This window comes from Ramlibacter tataouinensis (assembly GCF_001580455.1).
GTDB lineage: Bacteria > Pseudomonadota > Gammaproteobacteria > Burkholderiales > Burkholderiaceae_C > Ramlibacter > Ramlibacter tataouinensis_B.
The window spans coordinates 1,750,088-1,767,786 of sequence record NZ_CP010951.1 but is presented as its reverse complement, the minus strand read 5'-3'; the positions used below and the strand labels follow the sequence as shown (position 1 = coordinate 1,767,786).

Here is a 17,699-nt window from a genome sequence, read left to right as displayed (position 1 = left end):
TTTCACATCGCTGCTCACATAATCCGAGCACTGGAATACTTATGTTGACCTGGGACGACGAAGTCAAGCCCGCATCGCCAGCATCATTCAACAGCGGTTCGCATCTGCCGAACCGCGAGGTGGGACTCTCTCCCTCGCCTGTCACTTCCTTCACCAACGGCCCTTCCGAAAGCGCGCTGCAGTCGTTCAACGACGCGCCGCTCGCGCCGGCCGCCCCCGTGCAGTCCACCTCCACGCGCCGCGTGGTCGCCGCCGACAAGCGCATCATCAACGGCCAGACCGACGTCAACCAGCTGGTGCCCTTCAAATACAAGTGGGCCTGGGAGAAGTACCTGGCCACCTGCGCCAACCACTGGATGCCGCAGGAAGTGAACATGACGCGCGACATCGCGCTGTGGAAAGACCCGAACGGCCTGACCGAAGACGAGCGGCGCATCATCAAGCGCAACCTCGGTTTCTTCGTCACCGCCGATTCGCTGGCCGCCAACAACATCGTGCTGGGCACCTACCGCCACATCACGGCGCCCGAGTGCCGCCAGTTCCTGCTGCGCCAGGCCTTCGAAGAGGCGATCCACACCCACGCCTACCAGTACATCGTCGAGTCGCTCGGCCTGGACGAGTCCGAGATCTTCAACGCCTACAACGAGGTCGCGTCGATCCGCGACAAGGACCAGTTCCTGATCCCTTTCATCGAGGCGATCATGGACCCCAACTTCCACACCGGCACGCCCGAGGCCGACCAGCGCCTGCTCAAGAGCCTGATCGTGTTCGCCTGCCTGATGGAGGGCCTGTTCTTCTACGTCGGCTTCACCCAGATCCTGGCGCTGGGCCGGCAGAACAAGATGACGGGCGCCGCCGAGCAGTACCAGTACATCCTGCGCGACGAGTCGATGCACTGCAACTTCGGCATCGACCTGATCAACCAGCTCAAGCTGGAGAACCCGCACCTGTGGACGGCGGAATTCAAGGCCGAGATCAAGGCGCTGTTCCTCAAGGCCGTCGAGCTCGAATACCGCTATGCCGAGGACACCATGCCGCGCGGCGTGCTGGGCCTCAATGCCTCCATGTTCAAGGGCTACCTGCGCTACATCGCCAACCGGCGCGCCACGCAGATCGGCCTGGAAGCGCTCTATCCGAACGAGGAAAACCCGTTCCCGTGGATGAGCGAAATGATTGACCTGAAGAAAGAGCGCAATTTCTTCGAGACCCGTGTGATCGAGTACCAGACGGGGGGCGCTCTTTCCTGGGATTGAATCGCCTGCCTTGATTGACCGGCCACAGAAGAGCGCGGCGCAAGGCGGGCAACGGTGTTCATGCAGCTGGGCGCGTGCCCAACTTCATGGATCGCTCCATGCCACCCAACAAGGCATGGGGTGCTTCTTTGGTTGATGTTGATCAACTTGAACAGGAGATAGAAATGGCAACTGCGAAGAAAGCGGCCGCGAAGAAGGCCCCGGCCAAGAAGGCCGCGAAGAAGACGACGGCGAAGAAGGCCCCGGCCAAGAAGGCCGCAGCGAAGAAGGCCCCGGCCAAGAAGGCCGCGGCCAAGCGTCCGGCGGCGAAGAAGGCCGCCGCGAAGCGCCCCGCTGCGAAGAAGGCAGCGGCGAAGCGCCCGGCCGCGAAGAAGGCGGCGAAGAAGGCCCCCGCGAAGAAGGCGGCGGCGAAGAAGACCACGGCCAAGAAGGCCGCGGCCAAGAAGAAGCCGGCGGCCAAGAAGGCTGCGAAAAAGCCTGCTGCGAAAAAGGCTGCGAAAAAGGCTCCTGCGAAAAAGGCCGCGAAAGCACCTGCTGCCAAGCCGGCTGCGACGAGCCCCGCTCCGGCTGCCCCTGCGGCTCAGACCACACTGAACCCGCAAGCTGCCTGGCCGTTCCCGACGGCTGGCAAGCCCTGAGGCAGGCGGACACTCCGCTCAGAAACCGGCGCTTCGGCGCCGGTTTTTTCTTTTAAGGCCTCTAGCCTCTCAACTCGAACGACGTCAACGCCCCTCGCCGGCCAGCTGCATGCGCCGGCGGATGCGTTCGGCCTCGTCGCGCGCGCCGGCCCGCTCGGCGCGCTGCGCCTGCACGCCCAGCCAGGCGAGCAGCGGGCGCCGCCAGCCCTGCTGCGAAGCCGTGTCGGACGCGAGGGTGAGCACCTGGGGCGATGCGCGTCCGTTGCGAAACAGCACGCCTGCCGCCACCAGTCGCGAGAGCGGATCGCCGATCGCCTGCAAGGCCGCCGCGTCCTCGCGCCCGCCGGCGACGGCCCGATACTGCGGCGGCAGCAGCGCCACCTGCGTCGGCGCCACGCGCCCGGCCAGGTAGTCGGCGTAGGCCCGCTCGGGGGCCGGTGCATCGGCGCGCAGGCGCTCGAAGCCCTCGCAGGGCTCCTGCACCAGGCTGGCCACCATCGCCGCGCAGCGCGTGAGCTCGGCGCGCGCCACCAGGCCGGCCTGGCCGGTGCTCGCCAGCTCGCCGCGGGCGCGCTGGAACTCGCTGTCGGCGCGGCTGTCGCCCTTCAGGTAGGCGGTGGTGAACCGGCCCAGGGAGTCGTGGGCGCTGCCCTGCCAGCCGGGGGCGGGCGGCTGGCTGCCACAGGCGGCCAGCGCGAGCAGCAGCGCGAGCGCGGCCGGGCGCCAGCTCATGGCAGCTTGACCTCCGTGTCGCGGGCGAACGGCCACTTGCGATTGAGCTCCTCGATCATGCCTTCGATCCTGTGCAAATTGACCTCCACTTCGGCGCGCAGCTTGCCCAGGTCGGTGGTCGCCCCGCGCACATCGGTGGCGATGCCTTGTGCCTCGACCAGGACGGCGTCGACCTTCTTCAGGCTGGTGCGAGCGTCGCCCAGCAGCAGGTTGAGCTGCTGCATGCTGGCCCGCGCGTCCTTCATCATGCCGTCGGGGCCGAAGACCTGCGTGTCGGTCTTCGCCGCGAGTGCATCCATCCGCGCGAGCAAACTGTTGGCCCGCTCGATCGCCGTGACCAGCTTCTGCGCATCGGCATCGTTGCCCAGGGCCGCGCCGGCCAAGCCGCGCGGGCCCTTGAGCCGCTCGCTCACTTCCTGCAGGTTGGCCAGCGTGGCTCGCAGTGCGCCTTCCTGCGCCGTCAACGCGGCGACGTTCTCCAGCACTTCGCGGGCCGAGGAAGCCACCCGCTGCAACTCGGCGGTGGCGTCGCCGCGCAGCGCCGGCCGCTCAGCACCGTCGGGCAGCGGCGGATCGGTGAGGACGCCGCTGAAGGCGCGGATGCTGGTGCCGCCGACCAGGCCCTTGACCACCGTGAAGACGCTGGAGGTGCGCAGCCAGCGCGCGTCCTGGGTCGGCACGTCGACGATGATGCGCACACCGCCCGATTCGGCCAGTTCGACCCGCCGCACCCGGCCGATCGGAAAACCGGAGAAGGTCATGTCCATGCCCACCACCACGCCTTCGGCATCATCGGTGAGCAGCACCACCGTCTGCTTGGCCTGGAACGCGCCGCGCGCATACAGCAGGTAAAGCACCGCGCCGGCCACCAGCAGCGCGCTGAACAGCAGCAGCAGCAGCGCCTTGAGTTCGAGATGCCGCACGGCCCGGGTCCCGGCCGAAGGCTCGGAGCGCTGGACGGGCGAATCGGGCTCTTCCATCATGGGCTCAGCTCAAGGCCTCAGTAGTAGTTGCCCGCCAGCGAGGCGGCTTCGATCACCAGCAGCACCGCGAACATGCGGACCAGGCCCTGGAGCGCGGCGCTCTCGCGCGAGCCGACGCCTTCGATGTCGTACAGCCCCGAGGCCATGGGGATGATGGACACGGCGAGGCTGAAGAACACGGTCTTGAGCACGAAGATCAGCGACACCGCGTGGTTGAACACGTGGCCGAACACATGCGTGTAGGCCGGGATGCCGGCCAGCGTGAAGCCATACACCGCCACGTAGGCGATGACCAGCGCGACCACGCAGCTGAGCGCCGCCAGCGTGATGGTGGCGTAGATGCCCGCCAGCGCGCGCGGCAAGGCTTCGGTCCGCACGGGGTCGCGCCCTGCGCGCTGCAGGCGCTCGAAGTGGCCGGTGCGCCGCATCTCGGCCAGGGCGGCGCCGTTTGGGATTGTGCAGCGCAGGGCGACGAACAGCGCCGCGGTCAGCGGGATCAGCTCCAGCACCAGCACCCGGATCACCATCTCGAGCGCGTACTGCGACAGTCCGTAGCTCAGCGCCGTGATCACGACGATGCGCGTGATGATCAGCGTCAGCAGGGCGCACAGAACGGTGAACCCCAAAAGGATGGGCGCGGTGTCCACGTAGATGTGGCGCAGCAAGGCGCGGCGCGTGTCGCGCGTGTAGCTGGACGGCGATCCGCCCAGCACCAGCAGCGAGGCGCCAAAAAGAAGGATGCGCCACCAGCCCGCCAGCCAGCGCAGCGGGGCGCTGCCGGCGTGGCCAACACGCTGTTGCCAGGACAGGGGCGTCATGCGCCGATGATAGCCAGCGGCGCGCTGAGGCAGGCGCACGGCTTCACACAGCGGATTACAAAAAATCGCATGCCTGACGCGCCGTTTGCCCCCAGGGACCCCAGCCCCAGCGTTCTACTCCCTAAAGAGGTTGTTGCCGTGGGCCGCTTGCTCCCCTTCATCGTCCGCTGGTGCACGCTCGCGCTGGTGACCGTGGGCGGCAGCGCGATGGCGCAGGTGGAACCCCCTGCGCGCGTGGCGCGGCTCAATCATGTCGAAGGCCGCGTCATGTTCGCGCCGGCCGGCGCCGCCGAATGGGGTGCCGCCGAGCCCAACCGGCCGCTGGTCCGCGGCGACAGGCTGTGGGCCGAGCAGGGCACCCGGGCCGAGATCCAGGTCGGCTCGGCGGTGCTGCGCATCGACGGCGGCACCCGGCTGGAGGTGCGGGCGCTGGCGGACGACACGGCCCAGCTGGGCGTGACTGAAGGTTCGGTGCAGCTGCGCGTGCGCAGCCTGCCCGAGGGCGAGAACTTCGAGATCGACACGCCCCAGCTCGCCTATCGCGTCGCCTATCCGGGCGAGGCGCGCATCGATGTCGACCGGGCGCAAGGCCGCACGCGGGTGACGGTCAGCTCGGGCGCCGGCGCCGTGTTCGGCGAGCGCGGACAGACTTTGCCACTGGGCGGCGGCCAGCAGCTGACATTCAGCGGGCGCGGGCTGGAGCGCGTGGCGCAGCGCCAGACCCGGGCCCCGGACAACTTCGACCGCTGGGTGGCCGAGCGCACCCGGCGTGATGCGCAGTCGCTGGCGGCGCGCTACCTGCCCCGCGAACTGGTGGGTTACCAGTCGCTCGACGACAACGGCCAGTGGGGCCAGGATCCCGCCTTCGGCACCGTTTGGTTCCCCAACGCCCGGGCCGACGACTGGGCGCCGTATCGCCACGGGCGCTGGGCCTGGATCGCCCCGTGGGGATGGACTTGGATCGACGAAGCGCCGTGGGCCTTCGCGACCTCGCACTACGGGCGCTGGGCGCTGGTGGGTGCGCGCTGGGCCTGGGTGCCGGGGCGGCTGCCGCTGCGGCCGGCCTACGCACCGGCGCTGGTCGCCTTCGTCGGCGACGCGGGCGCGGCGGCCCTGTCGCTCGGTGGCAAGGCCAGCGTGGCCTGGTTTCCGCTCGCGCCCGGCGAGCCCTGGCAGCCGGGCGGGCGAAGCGAGGGGCCCTACGTCGGTGTGGTGAACCTGCACACCAAGCCGCCGCCGGCCAACGGGTACGCCTACCAGCGCCGGCCGGAGGCGGTCACGGCCATCGCCGCGGCCGACTTCACGCTGGGCAAGCCGCGCGCCGGCCGCCTGGCGGTGAATGACACCGTGCTGGCCCGCGCGCAGGTGGTGGCGCCCCCGCCTGCGCTCGAGCGGGCCACCGATCCGGCGCAGCTGCCGGCGCAGTCGGCGCAGGCGCGCAAGGCCGAGCAGGAGCAGGCCGCCCGGCAGCAGGAACAGCAGCGCGTGCAGGCCGCCGAGCAGGCGCGGGCGCAACAGGCCGCTGCCGAACGGGACCAGGCGCAATCGAAGGCGGAGCAAGCGAAAGCGGCGCAGGCCAAGGCGCAACAAGCCAAGGAGGAGCAGGCCAAAGCAGCATCAGCGAGGGCGGAACAAGCCAAGGCCGAGCAGGCCCGGGCGCAGCAGGCGGCGTCGACCCAGGCGCAGGTGCGGGCGCAACAGGCCAAAGCGGAGCAGGCCAAAGCGGAGCAGGCGAGGGCGCAGCAGGTGGCCGTCGAACGGGCTGCGGCGCAAGCAAAGACGGACAAGGCAAAGACGGAGAAAGCGAGGGCGGAACAGGCCAAGGCGGAGCAGGCGAAGGCGAAGAAGATGCAGCAGGCGCAGGCCAGTCCACCGAAGCCGAAGCCCGCCGCGGCGGCCGCCCGTCCCGAGCCCGTCGCCAAGCGCGAGACCCCGGCGGCCCGCGCGTCGCCGCCCGCGCCGCGCGCCGTCCCGGCGGCCAAAAAGCCACCGGAAGAACCCAGCGCCCACGCCCAGAACGTCGAGGCGGCACGCCGCGCCGCCGAGCGCGACGCCCAGTTGCTGCGCGCCCAGCTCGAGGAAGCGGAGCGGCGGCGCGCGCAGCAGGAGCGCCTGCGCGGCGGGGCCGGGCGGCCGCCCCAAGGGCAGAGCGGGTGACACGCCCGCGGCCGGTCTTTACACATCCTTTTCATCCACCGGCGGCCCTCGCGCGTTGTAGCGCTATGGAGCCTGCCCACGGAGTCGAATCATGAGAGTGCCTGTCTTCCTCTGGCGCGGGCTGGCCGCGATCGCACTGGGCGGCGCCTGCGCGGCGGCACTGGCGCAGACCGACCCGCCGGGCCGGGTGGCGACCCTGACGCAGATCGAGGGCCGGATCGGTTTCGCGCCGGCCGGCGAGGCGCAGTGGACCGAGGCCGTGCGCAACCGCCCGATCACCAATGGCGACCGGCTGCGCACCGAGGCCGACGCGCGCGCCGAGCTGCACCTGGGCACGGCCGTGCTGCATCTGGACCGCAACACCCACCTTGAAACCGTCGCGCTCGACCTGCAGGCGGCGCGGTTCGCCGTCGGCGAGGGCAGCCTGAATGCGCGAGTGCGCGAGCTGGCGGCCGGCGAGAGCTTTGAGATCGGGACGCCGCAGCTGGCGCTGCGCGCCGTCGAAACGGGCGATTGGCGCATCGACGTGGACTTGGCAGGCGGCTTCACGCGCGTGACGGTGCATGGCGGGGCGGTCATGGTGCACGGTGACAGCGGCGCCGGGATGCGCCTGCAGGCGGGCCAGCAGATGATGTTCGCCGGCCGCGAGCTGGCGCCGGTGGCGGGCGTGCCGGCGCCGCTGTCGGATGCCTTCGACCTCTGGGCCGCCGAGCGCAACCGCGTCGAGGATGAGTCGCTCGCGGCCCACCACCTGCCGCGCGAGGTGGTCGCCTATCCGGAACTCGATCGCCACGGCAGCTGGTCGCAGCACCCGGCGTACGGCGCGGTGTGGTATCCGCGGCACGCGATGGCCGACTGGGCGCCCTATCGCTACGGACGCTGGGAATGGATCGCGCCCTGGGGCTGGACCTGGATCGACGATGCACCCTGGGGCTTCGCGCCTTTCCACTACGGGCGCTGGGCGCTGATCGGCTCGCGCTGGGCCTGGGTGCCCGGGCCCATCGGGCCGCGCCCGGTCTATGCGCCGGCGCTGGTGGCCTTCGTCGGCGGCCAGGGCTGGAGCCTGGCGGTCGGCTCCGGGCCGGGCATCGGCTGGTATCCGCTGGCGCCCGGCGAAGCCTGGCAGCCCGCTTTCCATGCCAGCGCCGTCTACCTGCGCAACGCCAACCGCCACCTGGGGCCAGGACACCGTCATCCCGACGGCGCGGCGCATTACTTCCAGCGCCGGCCCGAGGCGATCACCGCGGTACGGGTCAACGATTTCCACCGCGGCGCCCCGATCGGCCGCCGCTGGGCGCGGGTCGATCCTGCGGACCTGGAGCGCGGACGCAGCGTCACGCCCCCGGCGCCCTCGCCGGAAGCGCGCCCCGGCAACGAGCGCGCCCGACCCGGCTTGCGCATCGTGCCGCCGCCGGCCCAGGCGGCGCCCCAGCCCGCTGCGCCGCAGGTGCCGCCGCAGATCGTGCCGCGGCCGCGCGACGATCGCACGCGTGACCACCGGCCGCCGCAGCAGCGGGATGAGCAGCGCATCCCGAGCCTTGCTGCCGAACCCCGCACCTTGCCGCATCCGGTGCGGCCGGCGGAAGTGCCGCGATTCGTGCAGCGGGAGCAGCCGCGCCCGGTCCAGATGCAGGCGCAGCCGCCGGCCCTGCCACGGCCAGGGCACCAGCCCCCCGGGCACGAGCGGTCCGGCGCCGACAAGCCGCCGCAGCGACCCTCAGCGCCCGGGCACGCCCGCGCGCACGGCCGCGAGGAGCGCGGCGCGCGCGAACCGGGGACGGAAGAGGATGGAGACCGGGGCCGCGGACGCGGCCGGCATTGAAGACGGCTGACTCAGTTGAGCGTCTTGGCGTGCGAACGGGTGACGGGGGAGGACTTGTCTTCTTCGGGCGGCAGGTACACGGTGGTGCGGTCGATCTTGGCGTCATAAGCCGCCAATTCGGCGGTGGCGCTGCGGATCACGGCGCGGTCAAGCGGATGGCATTGACGCTGGCTGAGGCGGCTCAATGACTCGGAGCCGTCAACCCTCTGGCGCACTGCAGCCGGGTCCATCATCAGCGCAAAAGGGTTGTCGACCGTCGTTGCTGTTGTCATTCGCTCACTCCTGAAGGGCAGATGTCGATGTCCCCCAATGTGGCAGGGTGCTCAGTTTTGTAACGTCAGGGGCTTTCGTTACACCCTGTAGGACGGTTTCCCGGCGCGACAGCAGCCCCGCGCGCATGGGCAAAATGGTGTTCATGCCCTATCTGCCGCCCTTTATTGCGCCCACGCGCCACAGCGATGCGGACAGCGCGCTGGCCCAGGTCCGCGCCATTTATTCCCAGCAGATCAATCACTTGCGCGAGGCCATGCAGCGCTTCGTGGCGGGCGACAGCCTGCCCGGACACGTGCGGGCCTGCTATCCCTTCGTGCGCATCCACATCGATACGTTGCGGCGCCAGGCCGAGCTGGAGAACTCGGGCTTGAGCTACGGTTTCGTGTCCGGGGCCGGCCGCTTCGAGACCACGCTCACGCGTCCCGACCTGTATTCGAACTACTACCTGGAGCAATTCCGGCTGCTTCAGCGCAACCATGGCGTGGACCTGGAAGTGGGCACCAGCACCCAGCCGATCCCGGTGCACTTCTCATTCGCCGAGCACGACCACATCGAAGGCGTGATGTCGCCCGACCGGCGCCACCTCATGCGTGACGTGTTCGACCTGCCGGACCTGGGCGCCATGGACGACGGCATTGCCAACGGCACCTGGGAGCACCTTCCCGGGGAGTCCTACCCGCTGTCGCTGTTCACCGCGGCCCGGGTGGACTATTCGCTGCATCGGCTGCGCCACTACACGGGGACCGCGCCCGAGTGGTTCCAGAACTTCGTGCTGTTCACCAACTACCAGTTCTACATCGACGAGTTCGTGCGCCTCGGGCACGAGGCGATGGCCAACCCGGCCAGCGAGTACACCGCCTTCATCGAGCCGGGCAACGTGGTGACCCGGCGCGCCGGCACGCCGTCGGCGCCAGGCGATGCGCTGGGCGCCGCGCCGCCGCGCCTGCCGCAGATGCCGGCCTACCACCTGATCCGGCCGGGGCACGGCGGCATCACCATGGTCAACATCGGCGTCGGCCCGGCCAACGCCAAGACCATCACCGACCACGTCGCGGTGCTGCGGCCGCACGCCTGGATGATGCTGGGCCACTGCGCGGGCCTGCGCAGCAGCCAGCAGCTGGGCGACTACGTGCTGGCGCACGCCTACGTGCGCGAGGACCATGTGCTGGACGAGGACCTGCCGCTGTGGGTGCCGATCCCGGCGCTGGCCGAGATCCAGCTCGCGCTGGAACACGCCGTCGCCGATGTCACCGGCTTCAAGGGTGCCGACCTGAAGCGCATCATGCGCACCGGCACGGTGGCCAGCACCGACAACCGCAACTGGGAGCTGCTGCCCTTCAACACGCCGCAGCGCCGCTTCAGCCAGAGCCGCGCCGTGGCGCTGGACATGGAAAGCGCCACCATCGCCGCCAACGGCTTCCGCTTCCGCGTGCCCTACGGCACCCTGCTGTGCGTCAGCGACCGCCCGCTGCACGGCGAGATCAAGCTGCCCGGCATGGCCAACGAGTTCTACCGCCAGCGCGTCGACCAGCACCTGCGCATCGGCATGCGCGCCATCGAGATCCTCAGATCACAAGGCAGCCAGCGGCTGCACAGCCGCAAGCTGCGCAGCTTCGACGAAGTCGCATTTCAATGATTCACTCGAAAAACGCTGGCGCGTTTTTCGAGTGGTTCGATTTGATGAGGCCGGACCGGCGAAGCCGGACCCGGCCTCATGAGGTGCCCGCGCTGCGTGTTACTACGCGCGGACGCTGCCCCTGCGGGGACTTGGTGCTTGCCGTACCCGCCGGGGCGGGTGCCAGCATCGAGCGAGTCTTGAGATGAAGCCTAGATCACGCTCTCGGCGCCGGCGAAGGTCGCCATCGCTTCGCCCAGCTTGACCGGGTGGGTCGGCGCCCAGTCGGCGTTGAAGGTGACGACGTTCTGCGGGAACAGCATCACGACCGTGGAGCCGAGCAGGAAGCGGCCCATCTCGTCGCCCTTGGCCAGGCGGATGTCCTTGCCGTCGTAGCGCCACTCGCGGACGTGGCCGGTGCGCGGCGGGTTGACCACGCCGTGCCACACGGTGGCCATGCTGCCGACGATGGTGGCGCCCACCAGCACGTTGACGAAGGGGCCGTACTCGGTGTCGAACACGCAGACCACGCGTTCGTTGCGTGCGAACAGGCCGGGCACGTGGCGCGCGGTGAGCGGATTCACCGAGAACAGGTCGCCCGGCACGTAGATCATCCGCTTGAGCACGCCGTCGCAGGGCATGTGGATGCGGTGGTAATCCTTGGGCGCGAGGTACAGCGTGGCGAAGTGGCCGTGGTCGAACTGCTGCGCGAGTTGCGCATCGCCGCCGACCAGCGCGCGCGTCGAGTAGCTGTGGCCCTTGGCCTGGAAGATCTGGTCGTGCTCGATCGGCCCGAACTGGCTGATGGCGGCGTCCACCGGGCAGACGAAGGGCGCATCGGCGATGGTGCGCGTGCCGGGGCGCAGCGGGCGGGTGAAGAACTCGTTGAAGGTGGCGTAGCTCTCGACGCGCGGGTCGGCCGCCTCGGCCATGTTCACCTTGTAGCGCGCGATGAACTTGCGGATCGCCCAGCGCGTGATCGCGCCGCCGTGCCAGCGCGCCAGCAGCCCCATCACCTGCGTCAGCAGCCGCTTGGGAAGGAGGTACTGCGGCGCGACGGCGAGGCGGGTGGACATGAGGTGCGACTGATGAAGGGAAAAATTCTAGCGGTGACCGGACGGCGGCAGCTGCCGCGCAGACGCCAAGGGTGCGACACAATAGCAGCACCGCCCATGAGCCGCCCGGCCGCTCCGAAGGCTCATAGCACCGCAGCCCGGAGGGCGAAGGTTTTCATGAGCCGCCCGGCCGCTCCGAAGGCCCATAGCACCGCACCCTGGAGGGCCAAGGTTTTCGAATGAGCGAACTCCTCTTCCAAGCCAGCCATCTCAACAAGCGCTACGGCGGCCAGGAGGTGGTGAGGGACCTGTCCTTTTCCATCGCCGCCGGCGAGTGTCTGGGCGTGATCGGCCCCAACGGCGCCGGCAAGACCACCACCATCCGCATGTGCCTCGGGCTCACGGTGCCCGACCGGGGCGAGGTCAAGGCCCTGGGGCTGGAAATGCCGCGCGATGCGCTGGCGATCAAGGCGCAGCTGGGCGTGGTCAGCCAGTTCGACACGCTCGACCCGGATTTCACGCTGGCGGAAAACCTGCTGGTGTACGGCCGCTACTTCGGCATGAAGGACGCGCAGATCCGCGCGCGCATCCCGCAACTGCTGGAATTCGCGGCGCTGACGCACCGGGCGAACGCCAAGCCGGTGGAGCTGTCCGGCGGCATGCGGCGCCGGCTGAGCCTGGCGCGGGCGCTGGTCAACGACCCGCGCCTGCTGCTGCTGGACGAGCCGACCACCGGGCTGGACCCGCAGGCGCGCCACCTGATGTGGGAGCGGCTGCAAGTGCTGCTGCAGCAGGGCAAATCCATCCTGCTGACCACGCATTTCATGGACGAAGCCGAGCGCCTGTGCACGCGCCTGATCGTGCTCGACCATGGGCGCAAGATCGCCGAGGGCCGCCCGCGCGACCTGATCCAGCAGCACCTGGAACCCGACGTGGTCGAGGCCTACGGCAACGGCGCGATGGCCTTGGTGGATTCCTCGGTCAAGTCGCACGCGTCGCGCGTCGAGGTGAACGGCGAAACGGTGTTCTTCTACACCCACCGGGCCAAGCCGCTGCTCGATGCCCTGGCCGCGCACCCGATGCTGCGCATCCTGCACCGGCCGGCCAACCTGGAGGACCTGTTCCTCAAGCTCACCGGCCGGCAGATCCGGGAGGAAGCATGAAAAAAATGGCCCCCACGCTTGTCACTTCGTGTACTACGCTGCCCCCCGAGGGGGCCTCAGCCTCCTTGAGGCGGCTCGGCGGAGGCTGACCTGCGGAGGCTGACATGAACGATGTATTGATCGCCCCTTCCATCTGGCGCGTCCCCGACCTGTCGCTGCGCTGGTGGCCGGTGTTCCTGCGCAACCTGCTGGTCTGGCGCAAGCTGGCCATCCCCAGCCTGGTGGGCAACATCGCCGAGCCGCTGATGTGGCTGGTGGCCTTCGGCTACGGCATGGGCGCGCTGGTGGGCAGCGTGCGCCTGGCCGGGGTCGAGGTGCCCTATATCCTGTTCCTGGCCAGCGGCTCGATCTGCATGAGCGCGATGAATGCGGCCTCGTTCGAGGCGCTGTACTCGGCGTTCTCGCGCATGCACGTGCAAAAGACCTGGGACGGCATCATGAACGCGCCGGTCAACCTGGACAACATCGTGCTGGCCGAGATGCTGTGGGCGGCCTTCAAGGCCCTGTTCACCGTCACCGCCATCCTGGGCGTGATGCTGGTGCTGGACATCAGCCACAGCCCCAAGCTGCTGGCCGCCTGGCCGGTGCTGCTGGGCGTGGGCATCGCCTTCTCCTGCATTGCCCTGATTTTCAATGCGCTGGCGAAGAACTACGATTTCTTCACCTACTACTTCACGCTGTTCCTCACGCCCATGATGTTCCTGTCCGGGGTGTTCTTTCCACGCGATCAGTTGCCGGTGCCGCTGCGCGCGTTCTCCGACTGGCTGCCGCTGACCAACGCGGTGGAGCTGGTGCGGCCCATGTTCATGGACCAGTGGCCGGCGCAGCCGCTGCGGCATGCGCTGGTGCTGGCCGCCTACGCGGTGGGCGCATTCTGGGTGGCGCTGGCGCTCACCCGCCGGCGGTTCCGGGCATGAGCGTCCCGCCGATCCCGGCCGCGCTGGTCGACATGGTGGGGCGCGGCGTGTCGGTGCACGTCGCCTCGCGCGATGCACGCATGCGCCCCAGCGTGATGCGCGGATTGGGCCTGGACCTGGACCTGGCGGCCGGTCGGATCACCGTGTTCGTCTCGCGCGAACAGGCGGGCCAGCTGGTGCTGGATCTCAGCGCCAACGGCCACGTGGCGGTGGTGGTCAGCGAGCCGCTCTCGCACCGCGCGATGCAGCTCAAGGCAACGCGCGCGACCCTGCGCAACGCCGTGGCCGCCGACGAGGCGGTGCTGGCGCGCTACCTCGCCTCCATGGAGCGCGCGGTGCAGTCGGTCGGCCATGCCCCGCGCATGGCGCGCGCGATGCTTGCCCATCGCATCGAGGACCTGGTGGCGGTCAGCTTCACGCCGGACCAGGCTTTCGACCAGACCCCGGGCCCCAAGGCCGGCGCCGCGCTGGGAGGCCAGCCGTGAACGGGCCGCAGCTGTGCGACATCCGGCCCTGCCTGGAGGGCGTGATCCCCGCGGTGATGGCCACCTGCGCCGCCGACGGCACGCCCAACGTCGCCTACATCTCTCAGGTGTACTACGTGGACGAGCGCCATGTGGCGCTGTCCTTCCAGTTCTTCAACAAGACGCGGCAGAACATCCTGGCCAACCCGTACGCCACGGTGCTGCTGCTGCATCCGCAGACGGCGGCGTACTACCGGCTGCACCTGCGCTACCTGCGCACCGAGACCGAGGGGCCGCTGTTCGAGGGCATGAAGGCGCAGCTGGCCGGCATCGCCTCGCACACCGGCATGCAGGACGTGTTCCGCCTGCTCGGCTCCGACATTTACGCGGTCGAACGGATCGAGGCGCTGGCGGGCGAGCCGATGCCGGCGCCGCCGGCGCGCGGCGGCATGCTCGCTGCCGCGCGCCGTTGCAGCGAGCGGCTGGCGCGCGGCACCTCGCTGGACGAAGCGCTCAACGCGGTGCTGGCGACGCTCACCGACTTCATGGAGGTGCGCCACGCCATAGTGCTGATGCTCGACGGCGCCGGGCAGCGGCTCTACACGGTGGCCAGCTGCGGCTACCCGACCTCGGGCGTGGGTTCGGAGATCGGCCTGGGGCAAGGGGTGATCGGGATGGCCGCGCGCGAGCGCACGCCGGTGCGCATCATGCACATGACCAACGCCTACCTGTACAGCCAGGCCATGCGCAGCAGCCTCGAAGGCAGCGCGCCCGACGCCGCGGCCGGACCGGAGATCCCCTACCCGGGGCTCAAGGAGCCGCACAGCCAGCTGGCGGTGCCGGTGATGTCGGCGGGCCGGCTGCTCGGCGTGCTGTTCGTCGAAAGCCCGCGCGACATGGTGTTCGGCTTCGAGGACGAGGACATGCTGGTGGCGATGGCCGGCCACCTGGGCGCTGCCATCGACCTGCTGCAGGCCGGCAGCGAGGCGCCGGAGGCGGCGCCCGCCGCGCCGCCGCGCCCCAGCGCCAGCGGCGAGCCGCTGCAGGTCCGGCGCTTCGCCAGCAACGGCAGCATCTTCATCGGAGGCGAGTACCTGATCAAGGGGGTGGCCGGCGCCATCCTGTGGAAGCTGCTGAAGGAGCACGCGCAGGGCCGCTGCGACTTTTCCAACCGCGAACTGCGGCTCGATGCGGCGATCGGCCTGCCGGACGTCGGCGACAACCTGGAGGCGCGCCTGGTGCTGCTGCGCCGGCGGCTGGACGAGCACGGGCCCCACCTGCGCATCGAGAAGACCGGGCGCGGCCGCTTCCGGCTGGCGCTGACCCGGCCGGTGAGCCTCACCGAAGTCGCCTGAGTCCGCCGGGCCGGCTGCCCGCAGGCATTTCCGATTGCTGGCACAGTGAGGTGGAATTTTTTCGGTGCCTGAAGATGACTCAACCTGAAGACTTGGCCCAGCGCTTCGGCAGCGGGCAATCGGTGCGGCGCATCGAGGACGATGGCCTGCTGCGCGGCGAGGGACAGTACACCGACGACGTGGTGCCCGAGGGCCAGCTGTCCATCGTGTTCCTGCGCTCGCCGCATCCGCATGCGCGCATCGCGTCGATCGACACCCGGTCCGCGCGCGCCATGCCGGGCGTGCGGCTGGTGCTGACCGGCGAGCAGCTCGAGGCCGATGGCCTGCAGCCCCTGGCCGGCACCACCGGCTTCAAGCGGCCCGACAGCACGCCCGGGGCCACGCCGGCGCGCCGCGTGCTGGCGCTGGGGCAGGTGCGCTACGTGGGCGAGGCGGTGGCGGCGGTGGTCGCCGACACCGTGCAGCAGGCCAAGGATGCGGCGGAAGCGATCGCGATCGACTACGAAGCGCTGCCGCATGCGGTTACCGTCGCCGCTGCCACGGCGGCCGGGGCGCCGGCCCTGTGCGCCGAGGCGCCGGACAACATCTGCGCCGAATCCCATCATGGCAACGCCGGCGCCTGTGACCGGGCCTTCGCGCGCGCCGCCCACGTGGTGCAGCTGTCCATCGTCAACCAGCGGCTGGCGGCGCTGGCGATCGAGCCGCGCACGGTGCTGGCGTTCATTGCCGATGACGGGCGCCTGACACTGCGCATGAGCACGCAGATGCCCTCGGGCGTGCGCAACAGCCTGCAGGACGTGCTGGGGCTGAAGCGTGAGCAACTGCGCGTGCTTGTCGGCGACGTCGGCGGCGGCTTCGGCATGAAGACCGGCATGTACCCCGAGGACGCGGCCGCCGCCTGGGCCGCCTGGCAGCTCAAGCGCCCGGTCAAGTGGGTGTCCGAGCGCAGCGAGGAGTTCCTGTCGACCTCGCACGGGCGCGACCTGCGCAGCGACGCGCAGCTGGCGCTCGATGCCGACGGCCGGATCCTCGGCCTGCGGCTGCGCTCGCGCGCCAATGTCGGCGCCTACGCGACCGGCGCCGGCGTGGCGATCCAGCTGATGATCGGCCCCTGGGTGCAGACCAGCGTCTACCACGTGCCGGCGATCGACTTCCACCTGCAGGCGGTGCTCACCCATAGCGCGCCCACCGGGCCGTACCGCGGCGCCGGCCGGCCCGAAGCGATCTACAGCATGGAGCGCCTGATGGACGAGGCGGCGCGCCAGACCGGCATCGACCGCGTCGAGCTGCGGCGGCGCAACTTCATCCAGCCGGCGCAGATGCCCTACCGCAATCCCATGGGCCAGGAGTACGACGTCGGTGCGTTCGAGAAGATCATGGACCAGACGTTGGCACTGGCCGACTGGCAGGGCTTCGAGGCGCGCGCCGCGGCCAGCCGGGCAGCGGGCCGGCTGCGCGGCCAGGGCATCGCCACCTTCCTCGAATGGACCGGCGGCATGGTGCTCGAGGAGCGCGTCACCGTCACCGTGCGCGCCGACGGCATCATCGAGGTGTTCTCGGCGGTCAACCAGATGGGCCAGGGCATTGCCACCACGCTGGCGCAGCTGGTGGTCGATGTGTTCGGCGTGCCGCTGGAGCAGGTCAAGGTGGTGCTGGGCGACACCGACCGCGGCGACGGCTTCGGCAGCGCCGGTTCGCGCTCCATTTTCACCGGCGGCTCGGCGCTGGCCATCGGCTCGAACAAGACGCTGGACCAGGCGCGCGCCCTGGCGGCGCGGGCGCTGGAAGCCGCTGCCGCCGACCTCGACTACCGCGCCGGGCGCTTCATGGTGAAGGGCACGGACCTCGGCATCGGCCTGTTCGAGCTGGCGGCCCGGCAGGACGGCCAGCGCATCCATGTCGAGAGCACCAGCGCGGTGGCTGGGCCGAGCTGGCCCAACGGCTGCCACACCAGCGAGGTGGAGATCGATCCGGCCACCGGCGAGGTGCAGGTGGTGCGCTATGCCAGCGTCAACGACGTCGGCCGCGTGGTGAACCCCATGATCGTGCGCGGCCAGCTCGATGGCGGCGTGGTGCAGGGCATGGGCCAGGCCCTGTGCGAAGGCGTGGTCTACGACGCCGACAGCGGCCAGCTGCTCACCGGCACGCTGATGGACTACGCGGCGCCGCGCGCCGACATCATCGCCTGCGAGCTGGTCAACGAGATGGACACCTCGGTGCCCTGCACCAACAACCCGCTGGGCGTGAAGGGCGTGGGCGAACTCGGCACCATCGGCGCCACGCCCTGCATCGTCAACGCGGTGGCCGACGCCTTCGCCCGCGCCGGCCGCGTGCAGCAGGCGCGCGAGCTGCAGATGCCGCTCACGCCGCCCAAGGTCTGGACCGCCCTCACCGCTTGATAGGCTGGGCGGGTACTCCCTCTCCCTCCGGGAGAGGGTAGGGGTGAGGGCGCTG

General features: G+C 70.0%; 15 protein-coding genes. 10 read left to right on the top strand and 5 right to left on the bottom strand.

The window, feature by feature from the left end:
* The first annotated feature begins 41 nt into the window (after positions 1-41).
* Together UC35_RS08500 and UC35_RS22980 are read left to right on the top strand one after the other, a co-directional pair.
* Positions 42-1,253 carry a ribonucleotide-diphosphate reductase subunit beta gene (locus UC35_RS08500; RefSeq protein WP_061498019.1) on the top strand — a complete coding sequence of 404 codons (1,212 nt, stop codon included), beginning with the start codon at positions 42-44 and terminating at the stop codon, positions 1,251-1,253.
* 164 nt (positions 1,254-1,417) lie between these two features.
* Positions 1,418-1,891 carry a histone H1-like DNA-binding protein gene (locus UC35_RS22980; protein ID WP_082792952.1) on the top strand — a complete coding sequence of 158 codons (474 nt, stop codon included), beginning with the start codon at positions 1,418-1,420 and terminating at the stop codon, positions 1,889-1,891.
* Positions 1,892-1,975: 84 nt separating this feature from the next.
* Here the strand turns inward: UC35_RS22980 and UC35_RS08490 are convergent, their stop codons facing one another.
* Genes UC35_RS08490 through UC35_RS08480 form a run of 3 tightly spaced genes read right to left on the bottom strand, consistent with a single transcriptional unit; the run spans position 1,976 to position 4,424 of the window.
* The gene (locus UC35_RS08490) at positions 1,976-2,623 is read right to left on the bottom strand and encodes a hypothetical protein (protein ID WP_061498018.1); all 648 of its coding nucleotides are present in this window, start codon (positions 2,621-2,623) and stop codon (positions 1,976-1,978) included.
* Positions 2,620-3,603 carry an MlaD family protein gene (locus UC35_RS08485; protein WP_061503745.1) on the bottom strand — a complete coding sequence of 328 codons (984 nt, stop codon included), beginning with the start codon at positions 3,601-3,603 and terminating at the stop codon, positions 2,620-2,622. The genes UC35_RS08490 and UC35_RS08485 overlap by 4 nt, the downstream gene beginning before the upstream one ends.
* A 20-nt stretch (positions 3,604-3,623) precedes the next feature.
* Positions 3,624-4,424, bottom strand: coding sequence for an MlaE family ABC transporter permease (locus UC35_RS08480; RefSeq protein ID WP_061498015.1), 801 nt, complete (start codon positions 4,422-4,424; stop codon positions 3,624-3,626).
* Between the two features lie 138 nt (positions 4,425-4,562).
* On the opposite strand from UC35_RS08480, the gene UC35_RS24385 reads away from it, so the two are divergent.
* Together UC35_RS24385 and UC35_RS08470 are read left to right on the top strand one after the other, a co-directional pair.
* On the top strand, positions 4,563-6,581 hold the full coding sequence (locus tag UC35_RS24385) for a DUF6600 domain-containing protein (RefSeq protein WP_061498013.1): 2,019 nt from the start codon (positions 4,563-4,565) through the stop codon (positions 6,579-6,581).
* A gap of 91 nt (positions 6,582-6,672) precedes the next feature.
* Entirely contained in the window at positions 6,673-8,403 is a 1,731-nt protein-coding gene (locus UC35_RS08470; protein WP_145979381.1) for a DUF6600 domain-containing protein, read from the top strand.
* Positions 8,404-8,414: 11 nt separating this feature from the next.
* Here the strand turns inward: UC35_RS08470 and UC35_RS23485 are convergent, their stop codons facing one another.
* Positions 8,415-8,675 carry a hypothetical protein gene (locus UC35_RS23485; protein ID WP_145979380.1) on the bottom strand — a complete coding sequence of 87 codons (261 nt, stop codon included), beginning with the start codon at positions 8,673-8,675 and terminating at the stop codon, positions 8,415-8,417.
* A gap of 143 nt (positions 8,676-8,818) precedes the next feature.
* On the opposite strand from UC35_RS23485, the gene UC35_RS08465 reads away from it, so the two are divergent.
* Positions 8,819-10,312, top strand: coding sequence for an AMP nucleosidase (locus tag UC35_RS08465; RefSeq protein WP_061503744.1), 1,494 nt, complete (start codon positions 8,819-8,821; stop codon positions 10,310-10,312).
* 191 nt (positions 10,313-10,503) lie between these two features.
* Here the strand turns inward: UC35_RS08465 and asd are convergent, their stop codons facing one another.
* On the bottom strand, positions 10,504-11,367 hold the full coding sequence (gene asd, locus UC35_RS08460; RefSeq protein ID WP_061498010.1) for an archaetidylserine decarboxylase: 864 nt from the start codon (positions 11,365-11,367) through the stop codon (positions 10,504-10,506).
* Positions 11,368-11,585: 218 nt separating this feature from the next.
* Between asd and UC35_RS08455 the strand changes: the two genes are divergently transcribed.
* The 5 genes from UC35_RS08455 (at position 11,586) to UC35_RS08435 (ending at position 17,644) form a co-directional block, all read left to right on the top strand.
* A complete protein-coding gene (locus tag UC35_RS08455; protein ID WP_061498008.1) occupies positions 11,586-12,509 on the top strand; it encodes an ATP-binding cassette domain-containing protein in 924 nt (307 codons plus the stop codon).
* Between the two features lie 104 nt (positions 12,510-12,613).
* Complete coding sequence (locus UC35_RS08450) at positions 12,614-13,426, top strand: ABC transporter permease (RefSeq protein ID WP_061498006.1); 813 nt, start codon at positions 12,614-12,616, stop codon at positions 13,424-13,426.
* Complete coding sequence (locus UC35_RS08445; protein ID WP_061498004.1) at positions 13,423-13,911, top strand: hypothetical protein; 489 nt, start codon at positions 13,423-13,425, stop codon at positions 13,909-13,911. The genes UC35_RS08450 and UC35_RS08445 overlap by 4 nt, the downstream gene beginning before the upstream one ends.
* A complete protein-coding gene (locus tag UC35_RS08440; RefSeq protein WP_061498003.1) occupies positions 13,908-15,245 on the top strand; it encodes a GAF domain-containing protein in 1,338 nt (445 codons plus the stop codon). Before UC35_RS08445 ends, UC35_RS08440 begins: the two co-directional genes overlap by 4 nt.
* 74 nt (positions 15,246-15,319) lie before the next feature.
* Entirely contained in the window at positions 15,320-17,644 is a 2,325-nt protein-coding gene (locus tag UC35_RS08435) for a xanthine dehydrogenase family protein molybdopterin-binding subunit (protein WP_061498001.1), read from the top strand.
* Positions 17,645-17,699 lie beyond the last annotated feature (55 nt).